The organism is uncultured Acetobacterium sp. (assembly GCF_927416815.1).
Classification (GTDB): domain Bacteria; phylum Bacillota; class Clostridia; order Eubacteriales; family Eubacteriaceae; genus Acetobacterium.
The window spans coordinates 1-26,054 of the sequence record NZ_CAKMJU010000024.1 but is presented as its reverse complement, the minus strand read 5'-3'; the positions used below and the strand labels follow the sequence as shown (position 1 = coordinate 26,054).

The window sequence follows — 26,054 nt, the reverse complement described above, 5'->3', positions numbered from 1 at the left end:
ATTGCCAATTATTTCATGTTTTTTAACTCTCGCCGATTCTGTTCAATTTGATCGTTCATTTCTTTTAACTGGATCTGAAAACTATAGAGCAGCTTGTCAGCATAGTTTTGCGTACCTGTTTTTAAGGCCTTGGCGCTCATGTTTGCGTTTCGCATAATCTCATTGGCGTTGGCTGTGGCATTTTTTGTTATTTCATTCGTGTCAATTAATTCTCTTAGTCGCTTTTCTGCCTCTGCTTTAATATGGTCTGCTTCACTTTGGGCTGCAAAAATAATTTTTTTACGCTCAGCAACTATTTTTTTTGCTTCTGCCAGTTCTTCCGGCAGCGAATCTCTGATTTCATCAATGATCTCAATCACTTCTTCAGGATTTACTAACGCTTTAGATGAAAAGGGAAGCGTGTTTCCTTTTTCCACGACTTCTTCTAATTCTGCTAATAAGTCAAGTACCCTCATTTCATACATCCTTCCTCATACTTCTTTTGTATCGCCTTTTCTACATTTTCAGGTAAAAAATCGGATACGTCCCCCTGATATTTAACAAGTTCCTTTACTAATGTCGAACTTAAATACGAGTGTTTATTGCTTGTTATCATAAAAAAAGTTTCAATCTCATTATCAAGATGCTTATTGGTTAATGCCATTTGAAATTCATATTCAAAATCCAAAAAAGCCCGAAGCCCCTTGACAATGATATTGGTTTTTCTCATTCGTGCATAATCGATCAGAAGACCATCATGAAAATCAACTTCAACGTTTTCGATTCCGTGAAGGCAATCTTTAATTAAGCCAATCCGTTCCTCACAGGAAAAAAGATAATTTTTGCTGCTGTTAACCATCACACAAACAATCACCTTATCAAATATTTTGGTTGCTCGTTCAATCATGTCGAGATGACCTTTTGTTATGGGATCAAAACTCCCGGGGTAAACTGCAATTTTTGTGCTCATAATTCTCCCTAGAATAATAACTAATTGTCGTGATACCGTATTTTTTTGACTTGTAACACGTTAATTTATTTTTTACTAATGGCATTATAACAGATTTTTCTGTTTCTATCACTAATTTTCCATGCTCAGAAAGAATTTCTTTTCCAGAAATCATTTCTAGTAATTGATAAATCTCCTCGACCTGACAATATGGCGGGTCAATAAAGATCACATCACATTTCACCTTGTTTTGAGCCAACATTTCTATCCCACTGCAAGCCGACTGATTAAAGACCTTGGCTCGATTTTCGTAACCCAGCAGGCTGATGTTTTTTTTTGTTGTCTGGATGCTCTCCTTTGCAATATCGAAAAAATATGCCGATGCCACTCCCCGACTGAGTGCTTCGAGCCCCATCGCTCCCGTTCCCGAAAACAAGTCCACAAATACAGTCGCGTCGCGGATTTCATTTTGAAGACTATTAAAAATAGCCCCCTTGATTTTATCTGCCGTTGGTCGGATACTATTACCTGTAATGGTCACCAATTTTTTCCCACGCTTTTCACCGGCAATTATTCTCATTTCCCCTCCTAATTAAAAGATATATCTGCTATATCGATATAAAATGATTTCAGTACGTCGTTTCTAAAGGTCATCATTTCCAGATTGTTGGATTCAAAAATGATCGCCGCAATTTCTTTGGTGCGTTTAATCAAGGCCAACTCTTCGCTGGGGTTGAGTAACCCGAGTTTAGGCAAGCCGTGCTGTTTAAAGCCAAAATAGTCCCCAGGTCCCCGCAATTTAAAATCCTCATCAGCGATCTTTCGGCCGTTGCGATTATTCACAATCACCTTCATCCGAGCGATGGTCTCCTCACTTTTAGAATTGGTAACTAAAAAACAAAACGACTGATGGCTTCCCCGTCCCACCCGACCACGCAGCTGATGAAGCTGGGATAGTCCAAATCGTTCGGCACTGAGAATCACCATCGTGCTAACATTCGGTACGTCAATACCAACCTCAATAATACTGGTCGCAACGAGGCAATCGATCTCACCCTGGTTGAAGGCCTTGATGATTGATTCTTTGTCATCACTTTTTAGACGACCGTGCAGGCATCCAAGCCGATATTTCGATTCAATTTTTTGCTGTACCTCCAAATAGACCGATTCCGTATCCCGTACCGCTTCGAGCTCTTCGGATGCCTCAATAAATGGACAAATCACAAAGGTCTGCCGGCCTTTTGACATCTCCGCCTCGATAAACCCCAGAATTTTATGCAGTGATGCTTCATTATAACAGTAGGTTTTAATCGGTTTCCGGCCTTTTGGTAGCTCATCGATATAGGATACTGACAAATCGCCGTACAGTATTAACGCCAATGTTCTGGGAATCGGCGTGGCACTCATAACCATGGTGTGGGGCTTTTTTCCTTTTAATGATAATTGACTCCGCTGCTTAACTCCAAAACGGTGTTGTTCATCAGTGATCACCAACCCCAGATTATAATAATCGACCGCCTGCTGGATCAATGCATGGGTACCGATAATCACGGATACCTCTCCCTTAGCGACCCGATCTAGAATCTCGCGCTTTTCTTTGGCTTTCAGACTTCCAGTCACTACTTCCACAGTAATGCCGGTATTTCTTAAAAGCTCCCTAAAGCTACGTCCATGCTGCTGTGCCAAGATCTCAGTAGGTGCCATATAGGCTGTCTGATAACCATTTTGCGCCATCAGACAGGCGGCAATCACCGCAATAACCGTTTTACCAGAACCGACATCACCCTGAACCAGTCGATTCATGACTTGACCGCTTTTTAAATCAGCGACCATATCACCAATCACCGATTCTTGGCTGTTGGTCAGATCATAGGGTAAACTACTGATAAAAGCTTTTAAACCAGAAAATAGATTAATTGCGATATCCGAGTAGCTTTTATCCCGGGCACTGGCGATTATCCCCATGTTTATTTTCAGGGCTTCATTAAATTTGAGCCGCTCTGTCCCCCTAATGACATCTTCCGCCTTTTGGGGAAAATGGATACCCTTTAAGGCGCTTTTCATGTCCATTAATTTTTCAGATAAACGAATTTCTTCCGGCATCGAATCCGGGATCTCCAAATCGCTGGCAAATAATTGACTCAAGATCTTTGGAATGACACTGCTGGGAACCCCTTGAATCTTCCGGTACACTGGTGTCAGCTCAAAAAATTTACCTGGATTACTGGCAATCACAAACTGCGGGTTGGTGATCTTTATCTCCCCGTAGGCTTTTTTAACCTTACCGTAGAAATAATAATCGTGATTCTCCTGGAAGGTGTTTTTTAAATAGGGTTGATTAAAAAACACGGCCGACAGTTTTTTTTCTTCCCATAGCAGTGGCACTGTATAGATCGACAGATTTCCCCGAATCCGATTGAGCCGCCCCTTATCTAAAACAATTGCTTTAAGGGAAATTTCCTGATCCTCACAAAATAGTTCAGGACTTCCAAAAACACTGCGGTCAAGATACTTTCTGGGATAATAAGACAAAAGATTACCCACTGTTTTAATCCCAGCCGTCGCCAGAGCTTCTCGCCGCTTGGGTCCAACCCCTTTTATTTTATCCAGTGAATCTTCCCATTTCATGGCTTTTCCTCATATTCATCTTTTCTCTGAATTTCGATTAAATACTACTCAACTGAGACAATGTAATAGTACAAGGGTTGTCCGCCGTAATGCATTTCGACATCGCATTCCTCGAAAGTGTTGGTCAAATCTTCAGCTAAGCTAATGGCATCTTCTTCGGAAACATCTTTTCCGTAATAAATAGAGATCAGCTCACTATCCTCGTTTACCATATCAGTAAGGAGTTCTTCGGTAACGCCCTTGATGTTTTTTCCAGTGAACTTGATTTCACCCTCGGTAATCCCGATGACATTCGATTTCTTAATTTTCAAACCATTAATTTTCGTGTCTCTGACCGCGTAAGTCACTTCCCCGGTGGCCACATGATTGATGGCATCAGACATTGCCGCACCATTCTCGGCTGGCTTTATCTCTGGGGAAAACGCCAACATCGCCGCGATACATTGAGGGATATTTTTTGAAGCGATCACGTGAACCTGCTTATCTGATATTTCACTGGCTTGTTTGGCTGCCATAATAATATTACTGTTGTTGGGGAAAATAAAAATTGTTTCCGCATTCAGTCGATCAACCTCATTTAAAAAATCCTGGGTGCTGGGATTCATCGTCTGACCACCTGAAATAACTCGGGTCACCCCGAGGTCTTTAAAGAGCTTTGTTAGCCCGTCACCCGGTGAAACTGCGATAAATCCATAGGGCATCAGTGCCTCATCTGATTTGCTTCCCTTGGATGCAAACTGCTCCCGCATATTGTCGATTTTAATTCGGATTAAGCCGCCTAGGCTACCGGCTCGTTCTAATGCCAGCCCAGGGTTATCGGTATGTAGATGAACCTTGACGATGGCATCATCCTTAACGACAACAACACTGTCTCCCAGGGTGTCCAAATAGGCCCTTAATTCGGCTTCATCGACCTCAGCAGCTTCTTGTATAATAAACTCTGTACAATAACCAAAGGTGATATCTTCGGGTCTCATGTGGGAGTCGTCGACAAACTTGTCGAGGTTGCTTGGTTTAATCTCCAGCTCCATCCCTAATTCTTCGTTTAGAAGTGCCTTTAGAGCCCCTTCTACAATACAAATCAGACCCTGTCCGCCGGCATCGACCACGCCAGCTTCTTTTAAAACAGGAAGCAACTCCGGAGTCTTTTCGAGGGTGACCTTACCGTGTGCAATAACATCCGTAATAAAGCTTTCCAAGCTGTCATAAGCAGAGTGTTTCGCGATTGCAAACTCGCCCATCTCCCGGGCGACGGTAAGAATCGTTCCTTCGGTGGGTTTCATGACTGCTTTATAAGCGACATCTGATGCTAGCTTTATGGCGCCTGCTAAAACTTGGATATCGAGCACTTCCTGGCCTTTGCAACCTTCTGCAAACCCTCTTAGTAACTGCGAAAGGATCACCCCCGAATTACCCCGGGCACCAATCAAGGCTCCTGACGAGGCCGATTTGGCAACACTATAGACATTTAGTTTTTCTATTTTATCAAATTCGGAAACCGAATGACTAAAGGTCAGTGACATGTTTGTTCCGGTATCACCATCCGGTACCGGAAAAACATTCAGTTCATCGACAATTCGTTTGTTAATTTCTAAATTTTTAGCCCCAAAACGAAACATTTTTATAAGCATTTCTCCGTCAATTGTCTGGGTTTTCATTCTGACCTCCATTTACACACGCACACTGACAACATTCACAGAAATGCGCTTCACTTTTAATGATGTTTCTTTTTCGACCCGGTATTTTACATTAGCTATGATATTTTCTGCAACAACCGAAATTTTAATAGCATATTCTACAATCACATATAGGTCTATCACTAAGCGCTCATCTTCGATGATCACACCTACTCCTTTATTGGCCTGATCACCTGAAAGAATTTCTATCAAGCCGTCCTTTCCCCGTTTATGAGCCATCCCAACCAGACCATAGCACTCCATTGCGGCGTTTCCAGCAATATCTGCAATTGCTTTTCGGGTGATATCAATATAACCTAACTCACTATTTACTTTCATCGAATTGCTCCTTTTTTTAATAATAATCTATTTTACATAATAATTCCACTTAAGTCAAAATTTCTATTGCTTTATTTTTATTTTTCATGATATAATACACCTTGTTTTATAAAAGGTAAGCGTAAGGGAGGTTATGTCATGGCTAAAGAATGTTTTGTATGTAAAAAAACCGTTGTAAGTGGCAACCAGGTTAGTCATTCAAATAAACACAATAAACGAGTTTGGAAACCCAATTTGCAAAGAGTTAAAGTTGTAATTGAAGGCACACCACAACGAATTAGTGTTTGTACACGTTGTTTGAGATCCGGTAAAGTCGAAAGAGCCTAGTCTCTTTTATCTTCAGAACAATAGTTGAAGAGTCTTTAATTAGACTCTTTTTTCTTGCGCCAAAACAATTTTAAGCGATTAACTTTATCCGCCTGATATGTGCTGACCCTATTGAAAAATCAGACTCTCTGACTATTTTTCTTTCACTAAATTCACTCCCGCAACTTTAGTCTTTCGAAATAATAAGTAGTAACATCCCCTTTGACAAAACGATCTGCTGAGTGTTATTATTTGTCACATTACTGATCCCATAAGGTTTGTCGATCGTCATCTGACCTGCGGTAATGGGATATTCAAATCCGCTAATCGTTAATCCCTCGACATTGCCGTCAATCGGTAATATTGAAACGGTGCTTCCAATTGGAAAATGAAAGCTTGTCGTTTCCCTGATTAAGCGAATGCGATTGTTTTCATTAACTATTTCAGCTGCTATGCCAACGTCCAAAAAGCGTTTGAGCAAATAGATATTACCCAGACTATGATCCATCCGGGAACCCAGGCCGCCAAGAATAACCACTTCAGTAGCCCCTATTTCAATCGCGTGAAAAATCGCCAGTTCGGTATCTGTTTGATCTTTTTTAGTCGGATAACATTCAAAACTGGTCTCTTTGAAAAATAGTTTGGTTTCTGCCGTAATTGAATCCATATCGCCAATAATTATATTTGGTTTGATATTCAGTTCTCTGGCGTAGTTTGCCCCGCCGTCTGCACAGATCAGATAATCGGCTTTAAATTCCCTTAAATATTCCTCATAAAAATCTTTATTCTTATATTCACCATTTGTAAATATAATCACCCTCATCGATACTGATCCTTTTTTATCTCTTCCAGTAGACTTAAATAATGGTCATATCGGACTGCGCTGATTTCTCCAGTTTCAACAGATTTTTTAACATCACAACCTGGTTCTTCTTTATGAAGACAGCTTTTAAATCGACACTCGCCACGCGAGAATTCTGGGAAGTACTCCCGCAATTCTTCTGGTTTAATCATATCCGAAATTTCATATGAAGAAAACCCCGGGGTATCCAGTAAATAACCGCCATTCTTGGTTTCTAGCAACTCCACATGACGAGTCGTATGTTTGCCTCTTTTTAATTTTTGGCTCAGGGCACCGGTCTCCATCGTTTGATCAGCACATAAGTAATTTGCCATCGTCGATTTACCAACCCCTGACGGACCGGCCATAAAGGCTGTTTTACCGCCTATTTCGAGGATTATCTCATCCATTGTGGCTGTATCATTCTTACTGAAGAAAAACAGTTTATATGGCGTTTTTTCGTAGATTTCTTTGATTGCGATTTCTTCAGCCGAACTAGTCAAATCCCTTTTTGTAAAACACACGATCGGCACGACATTCTGAATTTCTGAACTGATTAAAAGCATATCGAGGAGCAGTAGATTTGGTTTGGGATGTGTCATTGAAAAGACAATCAGACCAATATCGACATTGGCCACTGGCGGTCTTATAAAGATATTTTTTCGGGGAAGAATTGATTCGATCATCCATTCTCCAGGATTATCCGATTGAATCATTACTTCATCACCTACCGTGGGGATCGTCTTCTGATGTCTTAACACACCTCTTGCCTTACACTCTAATACCTTATTGTCCTGATCTGTTTTAACATAATAGAATCCGCCAATTCCCTTGATAATTTTTCCCTGCAGCTGTTCGTTTGATATCAATTATTAAACCTCCGTGTTGTGTTTTTACTTTTTTCTAATCCGACAAAATCTACTAAAATAAATACGGGTTTCTACAATCAATTGAAATATCGTTCTCGTCGAACCTTTCATGGAAATGTACGAATTGAATGATTAATTGTTATATAAACCCGTAGATATCGTTATAAATTTTTTATCAAAAATCGATATAGCCAGTGCCGACGCTGGATCCATCAATAAACACCTCATATGTTTCTCGATCAACACCTTCGACATTGACTGAAAAAACATCGTCTGACATATTTGAGCCTTCATAAACCACCGTTTCAGTTTTATCGGCGGCGGTTAAAACAACGCGAACCTTAACCGATTTTGCTGGCGTGGTTTGAATATACTCACTTAAATCGATCGTTAATTTCTGTGTAGATCGCTTACCACTACTGATTACAAGCGCTATCTCGGATCCATTTCCAACCTGATTACCATCAGTGGGAGATTGCTTCATCACTATTCCCTTAGCATAATTGTTGCTGGTCTCGTGGCTAATCGCCCCAACTGTCAACCCCACATTAGCGATGGTACTTCTCGCATCGGCTTCTGCTTGACCAATTACGCTTGGCACGGTGACACGATTTTCACCTTTGCTGACATAAATCGTAACCTTTGTTCCTTCGTTGGCTGTGGTATTGCCGTTTGGATTCATTTGGAAAACAATATCAGCGTTATAGTCCCCATTAAACTCTCGTTTAATTTCTCCGACCACAAAATTAGCCGCTTCAATAGCTTTTATTGCTTCTGTCTCGCTCATTCCAACAACTGTCGGGATGGTTCCGGTCTTAACACCCTTACTGACAGTAACCTTGACGGTTTTCCCACCTTGCAGCTCTTTGCCACTCTCGGGATTTTGCGTGATAATCTGTCCGGCTTCAACATCAGCACTATAAATCTCTTTTTCAACTTCGAGATCCAAATTTAATTCTTCCAGCGCAGTTTTCGCCTCTGCAGTTGTTTTTCCTTTAATATCGGGTACCTCAACGGTCTTGCCAGAGAATAATGCAAAAGCTATCACACTCATCGCCAGAATCGCCACCACCGCAAAGACTGAAATAAGAATAGCCTTACGCTTCTTTTTTCTAGCCGCTGTCTCTTTTGGAGTTTCATAGTAGTACTCATCATCCTCTTCGTCGTCAGGATTGACCGTGGCATGACTGCCAGTATTCTCAACGTGAAACAGACCTTCGCGGATGATGTGGGTATCATTACCCAGATGATTACCATCGCCAGCTCCAAAACTCAGATTTTCCAATACTGCTTCCAGGTCTTCCATTAGCTCATCAGTATTCTGATATCGCTCATCGGGTTTTTTTTGAGTCAGTTTAACGACAATCTGATTAACCCGTTCCGGAATTTTAGGCTCCAATAATTTTGGTGGCACAATCTCTTCCTGGATATGTTTGATGGCAATGGTTACCGTATTTTCTTCATCAAAAGGAAGCTTTCCAGTTAACAGCTCATAATATAATATCCCCAGCGAATAGAGATCTGATCGTTCATCGACAAATCCACCCTTGGCCTGTTCCGGTGAAATATAATGAACCGAACCCATCGTTTGATTTGTCATCGTGACCGTTGAGCTGGTGATCGCACGGGCAATGCCAAAATCTGCCACCTTGGGAACTAGATCCCGGGTTAATAGAATATTATGAGGTTTGATATCCCGATGGATAATCTTATTCTCATGTGCGCAACGTAAGGCGTTGGATATATCCATCACAAATCGAGTCGCTTCGGTATATTCCAGACGACCTTTTCTCATTAAATATTGTTTTAATGTAATCCCATCAACATATTCCATGATGATGTAATAGATATTATCCTGAACGCCAACGTCATAGACACCGACAATGTTAGGATGTGACAAACAGGCAACAGCCTGTGATTCGCGATCAAACTTCTTAATAAACTGCTCATTTTCAGTATATTCTTCACGCAGTACTTTGACTGCTACATAACGATTTAGTTTTAAATCACGCGCTTTATAAACGTAGGCCATCCCACCTCGTCCAATTAACTCGACAATTTCGTAGCGTTTTCCTAATGTTCTACTGAGCATTCGGCACCCCTTCTAGAGGCTTGAACAGAACAACGGTGATATTGTCCTTGCCTCCGTTTATGTTGGCCAGATCGATGAGTTTTTTTGCTGCATCTTCCAGGCTGTTTTCCAAAATAATAGTCTTCATATCCTGGTCACAAACCATATTAAAAAGGCCATCCGAACAGATAAGATAGATTGCCTCGGGATTGATCTCGTAGCGATAAAAATCGACATTGACTGAATTGTCTGTTCCCAAGGCTCGCGTAATTACATTTTTTTGAGGATGTATTTCTGCTTCTTCCTGGGTTATTTTTCCTTCATCGACGAGAATCTGAACGAGCGAGTGATCTTTTGTTAAGCGGATGATTTGATCAGCTGTAATGCTGTAGGTGCGACTGTCGCCGACATGACAAATACATAAATAATTCCCGTCAACGATACACATGGTCAGGGTAGTTGCCATGCCCAAACGAGCGGGTTCATCATCACCAATTTTTTTAAGTTCTAGATTAATGGATTTTACAAAAGACATCATCTCTTCAGGATCAAAATAATTGTGAATATTTGATAAATTGTTTTTAATAAAATCCACTGCCGTTTTACTTGCAATTTCGCCGCTGCGATGTCCTCCAAGTCCGTCTGCCACTGCAAAAACATAAGAAATACGATCAACGTTTTTTATGGTTGCTGCCAAATAGGCATCTTGATTTACCTTTCTTAATGATCCAACATTGGATCCATAGGCACATTTCATATACTCACCTTATCCTCATCTCTTTTTTTCGAAGCTGACCACATGCTGCATCAATTTCTCTTCCCATTTTTCGTCTCATCGTAACATTTACTCCGTGTTTTTCCAGTTCCCCAAAAAAATAATTCAATCGGGGGCTCTCTTTATAAGCTGATTCCTGAACCTCATTTAAACCAATCAGATTCAAATGATTTTGACTTCCTTTTAAAAGCTTGATTAAACCAGCGATATCTTCATCGCGATCATTAAAGCCATCAATTAAAGCATACTCGTAGGTAATGCGTCTTCCCGTCTTATTAAAATAAGCCTTGCAAGCATCCATCAAAGGCTCCAACTCGTATCGGTTTGCGATCGGCATCAACACTTTTCTTCGTTCTGAAAAAACAGAATGAAGCGATATGGCAAGATTGATCTGGAGATTTTCTTCAGCTAAGGCTTCGATTCCGGGAATAATTCCACAGGTTGAAAGACTGATCTTTCGCTGTCCGATTCCAAAGCCAGTATTAGCAATGCGAATAAATTTAATTACTTCTTCATAATTTTCAAGCGGTTCGCCAATCCCCATAATTACAATATTCGAAATTCGCAGCTCTTCTGCTTTTTCCGCTAAAACGATTTGATCTAACATTTCTGCGGCACTTAAATCTCTGATTTTACCACCTTTTGTGGAGGCACAGAATTTACACCCCATATTACATCCAACCTGTGTTGACACACATAACGATACGCCATGTTCGTAGTGCATTAACACAGCTTCAATGTATTGACCATCGCCTAGCTCAATTAAATATTTTTTTGTGCGATCATGATGATCTTCCTGTTTAAGCTGTATTCTAGCATGAAACAATTCATATTTATCAGTTAGTTTTTCTCTTAATTCATTGGAGAAATTGGTCATTTCACTGAATTTGTTGCATCTTTTTTCATATAGCCATTGATACAATTGTTTTCCACGATACCTAGCTTCACCAAGGTCTTTCATGACCGCTTCACAGGCATTGATATCTTTTCCAAAAATATTTTCTTTCATGTTTTCTCCTATGCTATCAGAGAAGCATATCACTTAACGGGATGCTTTACATAGACTGTCTTATTATATCAAAAATATTGAACGAATTCAATTTTTTCAAAATTCTTTTTTTATAAAAAGGACTTTCATTTCGTTGGCATTATTTATCGGCTAGTTGTTTACTGACTCGCTACTCGCTTCACTATTTTTTCAACAAGCACAGAAAGAAGCTGTCGCAACCATCCATTAATGGACTGGTATAGGTAAAGTCATTTCCATTTTGATCTGGAATGATCTGCAACTGGGGAAATTTAAGCAACAGTTTCTTTATCTGATTTTCATTTTCATCTTGATTGATGGTGCAAGTTGAATAAAGCAACTCGCCTCCGGGTTTTAAATACCGAACGGCATTTTCAAGCAAAGTCGCCTGCATTTTCACTAATGCCTTGCGGCCTTCTTTGGTGCTATGATACTTTATCTCTGGCTTTCGTCTGATCACACCTAGACCGGTACATGGGGCATCCAATAGAATTTTATCAAATGATTCTTCGTCAGCTGATGTATACTTACAGCCATCCTGATCTTCAAGACTGATATTTTTACAACCCAATCGCTGACTGCTCTGTTTGACAAGCTCTAACCGACTGGCATACACGTCCCGGCCAATAATCTGTCCCTGATTTTCCATCATTTGACTCAGATAGGTTGTTTTTCCGCCTGGAGCCGCACACATGTCTAAAACCCGGGATCCCGGTTTTGGGTTTAGCCGTTCAACCGTCAGCATCGCGGCCTGATCCTGGATTAGAAAATAACCATCTCTATATAAGCGGGAATTCTCAATATTGCTCTCAAATATTCCCAGGTTGGTCAGATGGATGGCATTTGGTGACAGCTCTCCGAGGATGGCCTCGACCCCAGCATCCTGTAAATCTTTTATCAATTGAGCGACTGATGTTTTTAAGGTATTACATCGCACCGTAAATGGCGGTTTTTCATTCAGCATCGGAATAATTGCTTCGGCTTTCTCCGTCCCATAAACTTCATAATATTTATGGACAATCCATAGCGGCACCGAATAGCGTGTCGATAAAGCTTCTTTCTCATTATCCCAATTCTCAAATTTGAATTCTTTTCCATCTTTCTCAATTTTTCGCATAATGTTTCGTAGCACACCATTGATAAAGCCTTTAGCCTGGGGCTGAATTTCTGCAGCCAAATTAACCGATTCATTAACAATCGCATAATTAGGGATCTTATCCAAAAAATAAAGTTGATAAATGGCTATCCTTAATATTTCACTGACCTCTTTATGCAATTTATTCACCGGTCGGCTACTTTGCTGTTTAATCAGATAGTCCAAATAGATCTGATTCTGAAGACAACCGTAAACAATATTTAAGTAAAGACGACGGTCTTCATCTTTAATAGCAAAGCGTTGCAAGGTTTTTTTAATTTCTAAATTCGAATAGGCTCCGTCATAGTTGATTCTCAATAGCGTTTCCAGCGCAAGTTTTCGAATATTTTTCAATCTCTTGAACCTCTTAATACAAGTAATCTGACCAACGTTAATAAAGCCATCACCGCTGCCGCAACATAGGTCAGTGCTGCCGCCCTTAAGACCTTTTTAACGCCAACTTCTTCTCCCGGCTGCAACAGATTATTATCCGCCAATGCGGCAATGGCTCGCTTGCTGGCATTAAATTCTACCGGTAAGGTAACGATTGTGAAAAAGAGACTAAATGAAAATAGAATAATCCCCAGATTCATAAAGGTCGTCCCCCAACCCGAGCTTTGCCCGAATATAAGTCCGATAAAAAAAATCGGCCAGGCTAAATTTGAGGAAAAACCAGTAATTGGCACAATGAAACTTCTAAACCGCAGTGGCCAGTAGCCTTCCTTATCCTGAATCGCATGACCTGTTTCGTGAGCTGCGATGCCAACCGCTGCCACGCTAGCCTGTTGTCCAACGCCAGCAGACAAACGCATAATTTTGTTTCTGGGATCGTAGTGATCGGTTAGATTTCCCGCAACATTCTCAATACTAATGGCATTCAAGCCGTTGGCATTTAATAGTCGCCGAGCCGCATCGGCGCCGGTCAAACCATTTTTTGTTGGAACCCTACTGTATGCTTTATAGGCACTGCTCACCTGAATCTGAGCATAGGCGGCAAAAATAATTCCCGGCACAAGTATCAGCATCGTCCAATAATACTCTAAAAAAAACATTGCATTTCCTCCTGTAATTTCTTTTAATCTTAGCATCATTTCCTAAAGAACTGCTTAGACTAGTTTAAAATAGTTCCAATCTCTAATTTATTCCCACGCAAAAATGTAGTGGTCTCCATCCGTTTTTTATTTGGCGCTTGAACTGACCCGATTTTTATGGCACCATCGCAGGTTTTAACAACAAGTCCATCGCGGTCATTGCTAATAATAATGGTTCCCGGTTTTTGCTGGTTTTCGCAAACAACGATCTCTGGGAGAAAGCACTTGATTTTTTGATCGCGATAAATAATATATGCCCCTGGCGCGGGATCAGTTCCATTTATCAAAAACAGGATCTCCCGACTGCTTTTTGTCCAGTTGATGTGTCCGGTATCCTTTTGGATCTTCTCGGCATAGGTTGCCAGTGCATCATTTTGTGGAATCGGCTTTAGCGATCCTGACATTAGGTTTTCGAGGGTTTTGATCATTAAAGCTGCGCCTGAAACTGACAAATCTCGGTAAAGACTTAAAAAAGTTGTGGTCTCAGTGATCGGAGTTTCTGCCATTGACAGCATACCTCCGGTGTCCATCCCTTCGCCCATCTGCATAATAGTGACCCCTGTTGTTGCTTTTCCATCAATGATGGCGCGTTGAATCGGAGCTGCCCCCCGATATTCCGGCAATCGTGAACCATGGATATTTAATGCCCCATAAGGCGGTATTTCTAAGACTTCTTTCGATAATATCTGTCCATAGGCCGCAACGATAAAGATATCTGCTGCAAACCCCTTTAACTGTTCAATAAATTGCGGCTCATTTATTTTATCAGGCTGTAAAACTGCGATACCCAGCTCTAATGCTTTAGTTTTTAGTGGCAGTATCTCAACCTTTTTCCCCCTTTTATTGGGTCGATCCGGCTGGCAGATTGCCGCGACGACATTATACCCGGCAGACACTAAACTTTCCAGAGCAGGAACGCCGAAATCGGTTGTTCCCATGAATATCACCTTAATTTTTTTCATCTTTTTCAACTCGATCAATAAACAAAATACCATCGAGATGATCAAGCTCATGACAAACTGCCCGCGCCAGCAAATCAGCGCAAAAAAGCTGAAAGACTTTTCCATCCAGATCGGTTGCTTCAACCACTAATGATTCTGGTCGTTTAACTAAGCCAGACTGTTCCGGTAGGCTGAGGCAGGCTTCTTCATCTTCTTCTTCGCCTTCAGTCGAAATGATGGTCGGGTTAATAAAGATCATTGGTCCGTCTCCCACATCGACAACAAACAAACGTTTTAAAATGCCGACTTGAGGCGCGGCCAAACCAATGCCATCGGCTTTTTTCATCGTTTCCACCATGTCGTTACTTAATATATTTATTTTTTCATCTATTTCCTCGATAACCCGGGATTTCTTTCTTAAAATTGGGTCGTTATCAATTCTGATTTGTCGAATTGCCATTTTATCCTCCTAATTTATTATTATATTACACATTTCAGGCATTTTTTATAGATCAATCTGAATGGAAACCTTTGAATTTATCTCTTCAATTATACCAAGACTGATAATTTTTGCCATTAAATTTTGAAAAACCTTTGCTTCTGATGTCTTTATTACAATTTGATAATTAATGTTTCCGCCTCTGCTGACCCCAATTCGCACCGGTTTGTAAATTGTGTGTTCTATTCCAAACTCTCGAATTTCTTTTTTTATAGCCAGATACAGCTTCACTGCATCATTTTCTACTTCTTTTTCATTCTTCTGAAATACACCTAAGCAGATCATCTGAACAATCGGCGGGTATTTCAGTAAATTGCGATAGTGGATTTCGCCTCGGTAAAACTCCTCAAAGCTATCATTCTTAATCGAATAAATTGTTTCATTTTCGGGTTCGTGGGTTTGAATCAGTCCCTTTGACGTACCATCCATAGCTTTTTCGAAAAAGCGGCTGTAGGTCTGATAAACTGTTTCTGAGGCCTGATAATTACCCTGATTAAGATCGCGATCAATCAGAATCGCCGCCGCAACTCCAATATTGTTTAGATTAAAGTGTTTACTGACAACCTGTGTTCCGATTAAAACATCAATTTTTCGACTGGCAATAGCCCTGTTCATTTTTTTTATTTCGGTTGGTTTCATACTTCCTTGAACAGTACCAATTCGGATACCTGGGAAAGTCTTTCCGAGATATTCTTCTAACTGATCAATTCCAAAGCCCATGTGCCTGATTTTATCGCTACCGCACTCTGGACACCGTAACGGAACCACCTTTTGATAAGCACAGTATTGACAACGCAAGGAATGCTGCTGACTGATGTATTTTAATGAGACGCCACAATGCGGGCATTTTTCTACATGACCACAATTACGACATAAAACGCTATTTGCATAACCCTTGTTATTAATCAGCAGGACGCTCATCCGCTGCTCTTCAAAGCTGGTTTTTAAATGTTTAAGCAAGACTTTGCTTAAAATACCCATGTTTCCCTGGTGCATTTCTTTTTGCATATCCACAATTTCGATAGCATGTCGCCGTTTTGTTTCTTGTCCGATTTGAAGCTTCGCGATCTCATTTTTTTCGATTTTATACCAGGTTGCCACCCGAGGGCTGACATCGGCAATAATATAAGCAGCTCCGATTGTTTCACTTGCTTTTTTAACAATATCGGAAATATGAAACCGTGGTGTTGCAATACTGATATGGGAGGAATCATGCTCATCATCGATAATGATAAGACCGAGGTCTTTAAATGGTAAAAAAAGCGCTGTCCGCACTCCAATTACAACTCTCAATTCACCGGCTCGAACCCGCTGATCTAGATCTGCTCGCTGTTTTTGACTAAGCCGCCCATGAAAAACTCCGACTTGTTTGCCAAAGTACTTGTAAAACATTTCCATTCGCTGAAATGTCATATTGACTTCCGGAAAAATAATCACCGCCGACTTGCCAGATTTCAACTGGTCTTCGATAGCTTTAAAAAATAGTCGATATTTACTGACACCATCAAAAACATGAAAAAAAACACCCGATTTCACTTTTGATAATTCCAGGTACCGGTCGTAATCTTCCTGCTCTCGATCTGTTAAAATAACTGCTCGTTCTTTCTTTTCTGATATTGACAGATTGAGTTGCTGTTGATGGTTTAAAACTTTGTCCTTATTGACGTAGTTTTTTTTGATCAACGGATTTAAGCTCTTTTCAAATTGTAGCGACACCATTTTAAGATCTGCTGCCATCATATCATTGTTGCGTAAACTTTCCAGTAATTCACGCTGCTTTTTCCCTAATTTTTTATCGCTATCCAGGGCTACTCGTCCCAGATCGGTGAGTTGATAGCTTGCTTCCGCAGTTACTTCTTCGTCGTTTAAATCACTGATTAGCTGCCATTGCTTTTGAGCATAAAGAATCCTTCTCTCAACCAGTCGTATCAAAGTAAGGCGATCCTCTGGCTTTACTTTTTTGAGCAGCAGCATATTCTTGTCTTTTGAATAATAATGCTCTAAAAACCAATGCTCATTTAAGTTTAGGTCAAAGCCGCCCGCACTTTTGTAATAACAGGTCTCCACTTTAATTTGTACTGACATGGTAAAATAAGAAAGGGCTTCATAAAATAAAGAACAATAGGTGGTCTTCATCCAAAGACACAAGTCTATTTGTTCTTTACTTAAAATTGGTTGGTTATCGATAATTTCTGTAATTTCTTTAATTTTGCCCGAAAAATCACTTGTTTCTTTAATTAAAAGGATGAAACCTTCCACCCGCCGATTTCCGATACCAAACTGTACAACAACGCGCATCCCTGCTTTAATAATGGTCTCCAGCTGCTGGGGTATCAGATAGTCATAGGGATGATCGATACGTTTGTTGGTTTGGTTAATAAAAACTTCGGCTATTTTCACAATCAGCAAACCCTATTCCGTTAATACTAATGCTTCCTGATTCTCCGGGGTATCAAAGCTTATTGAATCACCCTCAAGTTCCTGTATTTTGTGCACACAATGGATCATTTCTTCGGAAATCTCATTGGTTGCTATTGTAACGGGATTGTCAATTTTTATTTTGACCAACGGTTCATCACCCTCCACTATTTCTCTAGCTCGTTTGGCGGTTGCCAAAACCAGTGAATATTTATTGTCCGCTAATTTAATTAAGTCATTTAATGCAGGATATCGCATTGTTACCTCCCAAGTATATCTTCAATTTTATTTTTTAGTCGTTCAGTTCGGCATTTTTCAGCCGTTATAATACTTTGTACCCGTTGTGCCGCATCGTCTAGATCATCGTTAATGACAATATAACTGTAATCATCAGCATTTTTCATTTCTTCATAGGCACAATTCAAACGCATTTCCATTTGTTCTTTGCTCTCGGTTCCCCGTTCTTCAATTCGCCGTCTTAATTCCTGCATCGATGGTGGCACGATAAAAATATAAATACCTTCTTTGTAATTGGATCGAACCTTTGCAGCGCCTTGGATATCAATTTCGAGGATAACATCAAATCCCGATTCCAATAAGTCTTCGACGTAATCTTTAGGTGTTCCGTAATAGTTTTCATAAACTGTGGCGTACTCTAGATATTGTCCTTGTTCAATTCTTTCCTCGAAACTTGCTTTGGAAATATAGAAATAATCTCGACCGTGCTTCTCACTGTTTCTTGGTTGCCTGGTTGTTTCAGAAATTGACAGTCTGAGATCGGGGTTCTTGCGACAAATGATCTTGCATACACTGCCTTTGCCAGCACAGGAGGGTCCTGATATAACAATGAGAATACCCTTTTCTCGTTCGAAAAAAGATTCCGTTAAATATTCTTGTTTTAAATTCTGGTTTATTACTGGACAATCACTCATAAACTTATTTAACACCTCTACTCAATATTTTGTATTTGTTCTCTTATCTTTTCAATCTCACTTTTTACATCGACGACACAATTTGCAATCGCCAAATCGCTGGCTTTTGACCCAATTGTATTGATTTCACGATTCACTTCCTGGATCAGAAAATCCAGTTTTCGGCCAATCGGTTCGGTTTCTTCAGTTATCCCTTCCAAACGATCAAGATGACTTTGAAGCCTGGTCAATTCTTCGTCGATGTTCAACTTATCGGTCATTACAGCAACCTCAGTTAATAACCGTTTTTCATCAATTTCAACCGAGTCTACATAAGAGGATATTTTCTCCCGCAGTTCACTTCGATATCGTTCCAGCATTTCCGGACTTTTATCGCTAATCTGTTGAACATAATTTTGAATCGTGCTGCAACGATTGACTACATCGGCCTTTAACGCGCTTCCTTCACGATCGCGACTCGCGTTGACTTCCGCTAGCGCGGTCAACAAAACCGGTTCTATTTTGAGCCAGATATTCTCATAGTCATCGATGTCCTCTTCAATTATAATGACATCTGGAAATTTTGAAATCAAGGATAAACTCAGATCATCTCCAATCATTGAATCAAGTCGACGGATTTCATTTAATACCGAAATGTAATTTTTTGCTAGATCGCGGTTAAAGACAATTCGACGATTCTTTATACCCAATTCCGTATACTTGATAAATATCTCGATCCGTCCTCTTGCAATACTTTGCGAAACTGTATTCCTGATTTTTTCTTCGATTGGATTAAGGGTTTTGGGGATTTTAACAAAAAAATCTCTAAATCGATGATTAATCGTTTTTATTTCAATTGAACAATCAATTTCCTCATCACGATAATCTTTTCGCCCGAAGCCTGTCATACTTTTCATGATGTTTCTCCATTTCCATTTTTATAAACCTGGTAAATTTCAACATAATTAAAAATCAAACTCATTTTTGGACACTTTTTTAGTTGCACGCATTATCTAAACTGAAAGATTATTAGACACTATCGCTTATTTTCTTACCATAGATGTTTAATCAATACACTATATCTAATCCTTATAAAAAAGTCAACGATTCCCTACTTATTAAACACTAAATAGATTTTAGTTATACTTTACTTAACATATTCTTATATCTTGATTTTAAAAATCCTTTAACATCGGCCAGGAACGTGATAAAATCATCCCATCACTAACCTTCCTCTTGAAAGGAGCATTTATATGGCTTATGACGGCGTTACCCTGTATCACTTAATTGAAGAATTTAAACCCCTCTTAATCGGAGGTCGTATACGAAAAGTCTTTCAACCAGAACTGGATGAAATTCGTCTTTTGATTAACCACGGAAATCAAAAACATCATCTCTTACTTTCGGCTAATGCAAGTAATCCCCGCGCCTATCTGACTGAAAAGGTTAAAGAAAACCCCAGTGCCCCGCCCAATTTTTGCATGGTCTTGAGAAAGTACATTCTCAACGGAACACTTGTTGATATTGCCCAGCATCAAACCGATCGTATCATGGAACTTTCTATTTCATCTAAGAACGAATTCAATGAAACGGTTATTCGAAAAATACTGGTTGAAATAATGGGTCGAAATAGCAATATTATCCTGGTTGACGAATCCATGAAAATCCTCGATTCGATGAAAAAAGTAGGTTCGACTTCCAGCCGCTACCGCCAAATTCTTCCGGGAAGAGATTATATTTATCCGCCGGAGAATAATCGTCACGATTTTCTGCTTGACCTGGGCGACAAGCATTTCGATGCGCTTCTAGCCAATCATCGCGACTTGTCAGTGGAGAAGTTTTTTATTCAGACCTTTCTCGGTATCAGTCCCAATATTGCAAAAGAGATTGCCTTCCGAAGCGGTATTGATCCCAATGCTAACGTATCCGACCTGACAAAAAAACACAAGCAATTTTTATCTGAGGGGTTTACTCAGGTTATTGCAGAAATAGAGCAAGTTGCAAAACCGATGATTATCTATATCGGTCGAAAAATGGTAGATTTTTCAACTGTCGACCTCCACTATCTACGCGCTGATCATCGTTATGAATCCTACCCGTCGATTTCTGAAATGCTTGAGCAGTATTATTTTAAACGCGATAAGGCGCTTCGCTTTAAAACACGAGCGGCTAATCTGCGTCAACAGCTTGACATTCTTGTCAAAAAAAATATCAAGAAGTTGGACAACCTCCAACAGGATGTCGAATCATCTCACAAAAGCGAGAAGTTTAAGCTTTACGGCGATTTAATCACCGCCAATATCTATGCGATTGAAAAAGGTCAGGAAATTGCGACCTTGGTTAACTATTACGATCCCGATGCCCAGACTCTCGATATTCCACTGAAAGTCAACCGAACCCCGGCTCAAAACGCCCAACATTATTATAAAAAATATAACAAAAGCAAAATAGCACTAAAACATCTGGTTGGCTATATTTTAGAAACCGAAGAAAAAATCTATTATCTGGAGAGCCTGGTCAATAGTTTAAACCAATCGACTGAGTTGGCTGAATTGGATGAAATCCGCCATGAATTTCTTCACTCTGAATTTAATAAGAAAGCGCTATCCAAAGAGGACAAGCAGAAACAGCTTCCTTCAAAGCCATTACATTATCTTTCCTCCGAAGGGTTCCATATTTTTGTTGGTAAAAATAATTATCAAAATGATTTCATATCCACTAAAATGGGGAAGAGCGAAGACTGCTGGCTTCATGTTAAAGATGCCCCTGGCTCCCATGTGCTGATTGTCGCGGGTGGACGGTTTATCACTGAAAAGACCCTGCTGGAAGCTGGTAATCTGGCCGCCTGGTACAGTAAGTCACGAGGCTCCAGCAATGTTCCGGTTGATTATCTTGAGTTTAAACACTTAAAAAAGCCCAGCAAGGCCAAACCGGGGATGGTTATCTTCACCAATCAAAACACCATGTATGTAACCCCAACTCAGGATGGTGTTGAGGCAATGACGGTCATCACAGATTCTATTTAGAACTATTTCAAGTTTTTTAGTATTGCTTTAAAATCTGGTGGAATCGGAGCTCTGAAAACCAGGCGCTCTCCGGTTCGCGGATGTGTAAAGCCGAGGGTATGAGCATGGAGACATTGTCCTTCTGTTTTAAAGGGGTTGTTCTTATCACCCTTGCCGTACAATGGATCTCCTGCCAGTGGATGTCCAATTTTCTCCATATGAACCCGGATTTGGTGGGTTCGACCGGTTTCCAGTTGAAAACGCAGCAGCGTATACTGAGCATACCGCTTAACCACGTCAAAATGGGTAATCGCCGATTTTGAGTTCTTTTCCACCACTGCCATTTTTATCCGAAGCTGTTCATGTCTGCCAATCGGCATATCGACCGTGCCGCGATTTGTTTTAACATTACCTTTTACCAGACCATAATAGCGTCTGAGGATGCTATGCTCCTTTAGCTGCTCAGATAGGCTCCGATGAGCTACATCATTTTTGGCAATCATCAGTAAGCCGGAGGTGTCCTTATCAATCCTGTGAATGATCCCTGGTCGCATCACCCCATTAATATTTGACAAATTCCTGGTGTGGAAAAGCAATCCATTTACTAGGGTTCCGCTGCTATTTCCCGGGGCTGGGTGGACGACCATTCCCTGGGGCTTATTAACAACGATCACATCGTCATCTTCATAGATGATGACAAGCGGGATATCTTCTGCTTCCATATGACATGGGATGGGATCAGGAATCATCAAGGTAATGCTTTCCCCTGGCTTTACCTGATAACTGGCTTTCTTTTTCTGGCCATTAACCAATACGTCTCCGGCAGTAATCAATCGTTTAATATATTCTCTTGAATAGTCTCCCGGCAATGCACAGCAAAAATGATCCAGTCGCTGCGCTGTCTCTTCTGGCACTATAAAATCATTACGCTGTTTAGTCATAAAGAAAGCTCCTTCTTTTTGTACTCATATGTATCGATCCACTTCTAAACGGATATTACCCTTTTTTGTTCGCTCATCCATACTGATAATTTTCGCCTTGCCTTTGCCACGCAGTGATAAAATATCGCCGGATTTCAACCTGAAATCATTTTTGCTAATCTCTGAATAATTTACCCGCACCTTGCCCTGCTTAATAAAAATTAAACTATTCTGCCTGGAAAACCCCCATATTTTGTTTATGATCCCATCAAGCCGGTTCGAAGCCACAACCACAGATATCCGTTTAAAATTCTTTTTTACACACAGAATCTGTTGATATTCTTTGATTGTAGTTTTTATTTCTCTGCCTTTAACCTGATTGAAATTGATCCATAAAAAGTCCTGTAGCCGTTGATGCGCTATGATCTGGACGATCTCCTCACCGACATCGATATCACCAATACTCTCCCGGGTTATCCCGAGATGCATCAGTTCTCCTAGGACATTGCGATGATCTAATGGCATTGTTTTGTCAAACTCAATCGCAAAGATTGGCCATTTGAGATCCTCTGATAAAATATACTCGGGATAGATACAGAGCATTTTTCGCTCGGCCTCAGGATGTCCTCCAAAAAATAGATAAGGGACACCATTATTTTTAATGGTGTCCTCAATCTTCTCTTGAAAAACTTCATCATAAAAATCAAAAAAACAGGGTTCGAAATTTTTATCGCACGCATCAGCAATCCGTGATAACAAAAAAATATCTTTCTTATTTGTCATAAGACATCCCTTCAACATTTTATGTCTGAACTTAATTTAAAATATAAACATAATCAGCATTTTATATAGCGGAAATAATACCATTTGCATGATTAGGATTGCCGCAAAAGCTGATAAATCCAATCGACCAATGACTGCAAATCGTCGTAATGGTGATAAAATCGGTTCAGTTAGGCCATAAACGATCTTTACAAAAATATTTTCTGGATTAGGGCTTACCCAACTAAAAACAATATTGACAAAGATTAACAGCGTAACCAATTGAAATAAGAGGTTGCCCGCTTGAATGAGTATTCCCTGGATCATATGAGACCTATTCCATATCCTCATCCCACTCTAAAATGGGCGCGTTAAAATCTAAATCGTCCTGCTGGGGATTAGTTAAAACAGCTACCGCTTTCGGGGCTAAAATGAATACATTATCGGCAATTTTATTGATCGATCCATCCAATGCAAACAAAGCGCCGCTTAAAAAATCAAATATCTTTCGACCATTTTCATAATCGGTATTTTTCAAATTCAGTACTACGGTTTTGTTATTTCGAATCTTATTGCAAATACTTGGAGCATCTTTAAAAACCTCAGGTTCTAATACTAAAACTTCTGGCCCGTCGTCAAGGGACAATTCATTTCGTCTTGATGGCGTTGACTTTTTTGCCTTTGGCGCACTGAAGGCACTTTTAGTATCTTCGACATCATCGTCGTACACATCTTCTTCGTAAATCTCGTCGTAACCATCCTCATTGTCTACTTCCATGCCAAAAACCTTAATAATTTTATCCTTAAATTTTTCTGCTGCCATTGTATATCTCCTAACTAACTAAATATTTTGCGTCCAACTCGTATCATGTTGGAGCCTTCTTCTATTGCAATTGTATAATCATCCGTCATACCCATCGACAGGTAATCCATTTGAATCGCCGTATCGACAGATTCCTCTTTTATTCTATCATAAATTCGCTTTAATTCCACAAAAATCTCGCGAATTTTATCATTATTTTGCGTAAATGGACCCATTGCCATCAGACCTTTGACCTTCACAAATTGACATCCAGGTATAATGCTTAATACTTCATCCAGGTTTTCGACAAGAATTCCAGATTTACTGTCTTCTCTTGCCAAATTTAATTGCAGTAACACATCAGTTGCAATCCCCTGCTTTTTACTCTCCCGTTCGATCACATCAATCAATTCAATTGAATCAACTGAGTGAATCAGAAATGTCTTGCCAATCAGATATTTAACCTTGTTCTTTTGTAAATGCCCGATAAAATGCCACCGCGGACGATCCCCTAAGACCTCATATTTTTTGATAAAATCCTGAACCTTGCTCTCGCCAAGATCATAAACCCCCGCATCGAGAACTGCAATGGTATCCTCTAAGCTCTGATATTTTGAAACCGCTACAAGGGTAACATGATTTGGTATTCCTGATTTTATTCGCTTGATATTTTCTGAAATCACAGTTTTTCACATCCTTATGGATAAATACTAATACGCATACCGCTATTTAAGCTTGGATTGTCTCTAGTCCTTAAAACCGCATTGCCGTTATTATATTTTTCTACCACCACTGGCAGTGATTCGCTGAAATATCCCTTTGTTACCGTATCGATCATCGTCTCATCATCTTGTTTATAGACGGCGCTTTTGGGTATTTCATAAGCACTATAATCCTGAATATAGACATCGGTTTTACCGATCACGACCTTTGCAAAATCATTGACGTAATCTTTAAGCATCAAGACAACGATTTTCTGATTGCCTTCATTCACGACATCAACAAAATAGCCAGAGTATACCTTGTCTTCATACTCAAACCGCAGCTTCGGGAAATAATAAAGCTGATCGACCCGTTTAATCAGAAAATCAAAGTATTCCTGATTGATCCCAGTGTCAGCCGTACCCATTAGTTCAGTCTTAAAAGCGACAACCTCTTCTTCTCCCATAACAGTTACATCATTGGGTATCGTAAAAGCAACATAGATATGGTCATTATTGACAACTTTCAAGACCTCTTCTGATTCCTGATCAACCTTGCTGGCGGTATTTAAAAATGTCGTATTAATGTAGGGTAGCATACTTTCACTCAATGCCTTTTCAACTGGTTGTATGCTTGTGTAAACATATCCGCTTGATAGCAAACCTAATCCATTTAAAGCGATATTTCTGGGCTCTCCACCCAGCAATCCCACCAACGTCTGGCGTTTTTGCTGGAGAGCCGCTAAATCAAGTCCCATATATTGAACCGATTCAATCAGGAAATTTTTCCGTTCCCGTTCAGTTTCTCCAATCTGATTGGTAATACTGGAAATCCCCTGATAATTAGACACAATATCGCCGACAATCCGGCTCCAATTGTTATAATACTCTTCTTGAATAATTGTGTCAATCACAGCGATTTGCTCGTTTAAATAGTCAGTATTGACAACCTTGGGCGTATTGGTAAGCGGTTTGTATCCATTGGCCTTTTCGCCTTCAACAAGAGAAAGATCGCCCGCCTGGAAATCATCGATAACCCGGTAATCGATATCCTTAAAAAAATACATTTCTGTCTTATAGGATTCGGTATATTCTTTTTTTTCGAGCAATAAACTCATATTACCCCGATAACTTGAGATAAGAATTATTGCTACAATAAAAAAAAAACGATGCCAACAACAATTTTCTTTAAAGAATTGACTCGTCTATTATTTTTTCTTTTAATTTGTCCCATATATTCACCTTAAATAAAAATGGTCTGAGTGAGAGGATTCGAACCTCCGGCCTCTTGACCCCCAGTCAAGCGCGCTACCAAGCTGCGCTACACCCAGACAGTAAATATATTATAATGATTAATGAAGGATTAATCAAGCTTTTTTTATTTAATTCATTTAAACCGATTAAAACTT

General features: G+C 40.0%; 27 protein-coding genes and 1 tRNA gene. 2 read left to right on the top strand and 26 right to left on the bottom strand.

What is annotated here, in order from left to right:
• Window positions 1-8: 8 nt before the first annotated feature.
• The 6 genes from QZ998_RS03945 to QZ998_RS03920 are packed head-to-tail and all read right to left on the bottom strand — an operon-like array spanning window position 9 to window position 5,571.
• The gene (locus tag QZ998_RS03945) at window positions 9-455 is read right to left on the bottom strand and encodes a hypothetical protein (RefSeq protein ID WP_296558200.1); all 447 of its coding nucleotides are present in this window, start codon (window positions 453-455) and stop codon (window positions 9-11) included.
• Window positions 452-949 carry a pantetheine-phosphate adenylyltransferase gene (gene coaD, locus QZ998_RS03940; RefSeq protein ID WP_296558199.1) on the bottom strand — a complete coding sequence of 166 codons (498 nt, stop codon included), beginning with the start codon at window positions 947-949 and terminating at the stop codon, window positions 452-454. The genes QZ998_RS03945 and coaD overlap by 4 nt, the downstream gene beginning before the upstream one ends.
• Entirely contained in the window at window positions 912-1,508 is a 597-nt protein-coding gene (rsmD, locus tag QZ998_RS03935) for a 16S rRNA (guanine(966)-N(2))-methyltransferase RsmD (protein ID WP_296558198.1), read from the bottom strand. The genes coaD and rsmD overlap by 38 nt, the downstream gene beginning before the upstream one ends.
• 8 nt (window positions 1,509-1,516) lie before the next feature.
• The gene (gene recG / locus QZ998_RS03930; protein ID WP_296558197.1) at window positions 1,517-3,556 is read right to left on the bottom strand and encodes an ATP-dependent DNA helicase RecG; all 2,040 of its coding nucleotides are present in this window, start codon (window positions 3,554-3,556) and stop codon (window positions 1,517-1,519) included.
• Between the two features lie 44 nt (window positions 3,557-3,600).
• The gene (locus QZ998_RS03925) at window positions 3,601-5,214 is read right to left on the bottom strand and encodes a DAK2 domain-containing protein (RefSeq protein ID WP_296558195.1); all 1,614 of its coding nucleotides are present in this window, start codon (window positions 5,212-5,214) and stop codon (window positions 3,601-3,603) included.
• Between the two features lie 12 nt (window positions 5,215-5,226).
• Window positions 5,227-5,571 (bottom strand): Asp23/Gls24 family envelope stress response protein, encoded by a 345-nt coding sequence (locus QZ998_RS03920; protein WP_296558194.1) that lies wholly within the window; start codon window positions 5,569-5,571, stop codon window positions 5,227-5,229.
• Window positions 5,572-5,709: 138 nt separating this feature from the next.
• On the opposite strand from QZ998_RS03920, the gene rpmB reads away from it, so the two are divergent.
• A complete protein-coding gene (gene rpmB / locus QZ998_RS03915) occupies window positions 5,710-5,898 on the top strand; it encodes a 50S ribosomal protein L28 (protein WP_084505041.1) in 189 nt (62 codons plus the stop codon).
• Between the two features lie 166 nt (window positions 5,899-6,064).
• On the opposite strand, the gene QZ998_RS03910 is transcribed toward rpmB, so the two are convergent.
• From QZ998_RS03910 to QZ998_RS03850, 13 genes are all read right to left on the bottom strand, one after another.
• The gene (locus QZ998_RS03910) at window positions 6,065-6,700 is read right to left on the bottom strand and encodes a thiamine diphosphokinase (protein ID WP_296558187.1); all 636 of its coding nucleotides are present in this window, start codon (window positions 6,698-6,700) and stop codon (window positions 6,065-6,067) included.
• Window positions 6,697-7,587 (bottom strand): ribosome small subunit-dependent GTPase A, encoded by an 891-nt coding sequence (gene rsgA / locus QZ998_RS03905; protein WP_296558185.1) that lies wholly within the window; start codon window positions 7,585-7,587, stop codon window positions 6,697-6,699. Before rsgA ends, QZ998_RS03910 begins: the two co-directional genes overlap by 4 nt.
• A gap of 175 nt (window positions 7,588-7,762) precedes the next feature.
• Window positions 7,763-9,679, bottom strand: coding sequence for a Stk1 family PASTA domain-containing Ser/Thr kinase (pknB, locus tag QZ998_RS03900; RefSeq protein ID WP_296558183.1), 1,917 nt, complete (start codon window positions 9,677-9,679; stop codon window positions 7,763-7,765).
• The gene (locus tag QZ998_RS03895; protein ID WP_296558181.1) at window positions 9,669-10,415 is read right to left on the bottom strand and encodes a Stp1/IreP family PP2C-type Ser/Thr phosphatase; all 747 of its coding nucleotides are present in this window, start codon (window positions 10,413-10,415) and stop codon (window positions 9,669-9,671) included. The genes pknB and QZ998_RS03895 overlap by 11 nt, the downstream gene beginning before the upstream one ends.
• Window positions 10,416-10,419: 4 nt before the next feature.
• Complete coding sequence (gene rlmN / locus QZ998_RS03890; RefSeq protein ID WP_296558179.1) at window positions 10,420-11,442, bottom strand: 23S rRNA (adenine(2503)-C(2))-methyltransferase RlmN; 1,023 nt, start codon at window positions 11,440-11,442, stop codon at window positions 10,420-10,422.
• A gap of 181 nt (window positions 11,443-11,623) precedes the next feature.
• On the bottom strand, window positions 11,624-12,949 hold the full coding sequence (rsmB, locus tag QZ998_RS03885) for a 16S rRNA (cytosine(967)-C(5))-methyltransferase RsmB (protein WP_296558176.1): 1,326 nt from the start codon (window positions 12,947-12,949) through the stop codon (window positions 11,624-11,626).
• On the bottom strand, window positions 12,946-13,647 hold the full coding sequence (locus QZ998_RS03880) for a zinc metallopeptidase (RefSeq protein WP_296558174.1): 702 nt from the start codon (window positions 13,645-13,647) through the stop codon (window positions 12,946-12,948). Before QZ998_RS03880 ends, rsmB begins: the two co-directional genes overlap by 4 nt.
• Window positions 13,648-13,706: 59 nt before the next feature.
• The gene (gene fmt, locus QZ998_RS03875) at window positions 13,707-14,648 is read right to left on the bottom strand and encodes a methionyl-tRNA formyltransferase (RefSeq protein WP_296558173.1); all 942 of its coding nucleotides are present in this window, start codon (window positions 14,646-14,648) and stop codon (window positions 13,707-13,709) included.
• Entirely contained in the window at window positions 14,635-15,087 is a 453-nt protein-coding gene (gene def, locus QZ998_RS03870; RefSeq protein ID WP_296558170.1) for a peptide deformylase, read from the bottom strand. The genes fmt and def overlap by 14 nt, the downstream gene beginning before the upstream one ends.
• A 45-nt stretch (window positions 15,088-15,132) precedes the next feature.
• Window positions 15,133-17,526: a primosomal protein N' gene (priA, locus tag QZ998_RS03865; protein WP_296558168.1), complete on the bottom strand. Its 2,394-nt coding sequence runs from the start codon at window positions 17,524-17,526 to the stop codon at window positions 15,133-15,135.
• Between the two features lie 12 nt (window positions 17,527-17,538).
• Window positions 17,539-17,802, bottom strand: a complete 264-nt coding sequence (gene rpoZ / locus QZ998_RS03860; RefSeq protein ID WP_296558167.1) for a DNA-directed RNA polymerase subunit omega — start codon at window positions 17,800-17,802, stop codon at window positions 17,539-17,541.
• Between the two features lie 2 nt (window positions 17,803-17,804).
• Complete coding sequence (gene gmk / locus QZ998_RS03855; RefSeq protein ID WP_296558166.1) at window positions 17,805-18,476, bottom strand: guanylate kinase; 672 nt, start codon at window positions 18,474-18,476, stop codon at window positions 17,805-17,807.
• A gap of 17 nt (window positions 18,477-18,493) precedes the next feature.
• Window positions 18,494-19,372 carry a YicC/YloC family endoribonuclease gene (locus QZ998_RS03850; protein ID WP_296558164.1) on the bottom strand — a complete coding sequence of 293 codons (879 nt, stop codon included), beginning with the start codon at window positions 19,370-19,372 and terminating at the stop codon, window positions 18,494-18,496.
• Between the two features lie 336 nt (window positions 19,373-19,708).
• Between QZ998_RS03850 and QZ998_RS03845 the strand changes: the two genes are divergently transcribed.
• Window positions 19,709-21,481 carry an NFACT RNA binding domain-containing protein gene (locus tag QZ998_RS03845; RefSeq protein WP_296558162.1) on the top strand — a complete coding sequence of 591 codons (1,773 nt, stop codon included), beginning with the start codon at window positions 19,709-19,711 and terminating at the stop codon, window positions 21,479-21,481.
• A 2-nt stretch (window positions 21,482-21,483) separates the two neighbouring features.
• Here the strand turns inward: QZ998_RS03845 and QZ998_RS03840 are convergent, their stop codons facing one another.
• The 7 genes from QZ998_RS03840 to QZ998_RS03815 all read right to left on the bottom strand — a co-directional run bounded on the left by QZ998_RS03840 (window position 21,484) and on the right by QZ998_RS03815 (window position 25,976).
• Window positions 21,484-22,401 (bottom strand): RluA family pseudouridine synthase, encoded by a 918-nt coding sequence (locus tag QZ998_RS03840; RefSeq protein WP_296558160.1) that lies wholly within the window; start codon window positions 22,399-22,401, stop codon window positions 21,484-21,486.
• A gap of 24 nt (window positions 22,402-22,425) precedes the next feature.
• Window positions 22,426-23,163 carry a YlmH/Sll1252 family protein gene (locus QZ998_RS03835; RefSeq protein WP_296558159.1) on the bottom strand — a complete coding sequence of 246 codons (738 nt, stop codon included), beginning with the start codon at window positions 23,161-23,163 and terminating at the stop codon, window positions 22,426-22,428.
• A 36-nt stretch (window positions 23,164-23,199) separates the two neighbouring features.
• Window positions 23,200-23,469, bottom strand: coding sequence for a YggT family protein (locus tag QZ998_RS16870; RefSeq protein ID WP_366512388.1), 270 nt, complete (start codon window positions 23,467-23,469; stop codon window positions 23,200-23,202).
• A 7-nt stretch (window positions 23,470-23,476) separates the two neighbouring features.
• Window positions 23,477-23,965 (bottom strand): cell division protein SepF, encoded by a 489-nt coding sequence (locus QZ998_RS03830; RefSeq protein ID WP_296558158.1) that lies wholly within the window; start codon window positions 23,963-23,965, stop codon window positions 23,477-23,479.
• 14 nt (window positions 23,966-23,979) lie between these two features.
• Entirely contained in the window at window positions 23,980-24,627 is a 648-nt protein-coding gene (locus QZ998_RS03825) for a YggS family pyridoxal phosphate-dependent enzyme (RefSeq protein ID WP_296558157.1), read from the bottom strand.
• A 14-nt stretch (window positions 24,628-24,641) separates the two neighbouring features.
• A complete protein-coding gene (locus QZ998_RS03820) occupies window positions 24,642-25,763 on the bottom strand; it encodes a hypothetical protein (RefSeq protein ID WP_296558155.1) in 1,122 nt (373 codons plus the stop codon).
• A 136-nt stretch (window positions 25,764-25,899) separates the two neighbouring features.
• Window positions 25,900-25,976, bottom strand: a tRNA-Pro gene (locus QZ998_RS03815).
• Window positions 25,977-26,054: the final 78 nt, after the last annotated feature.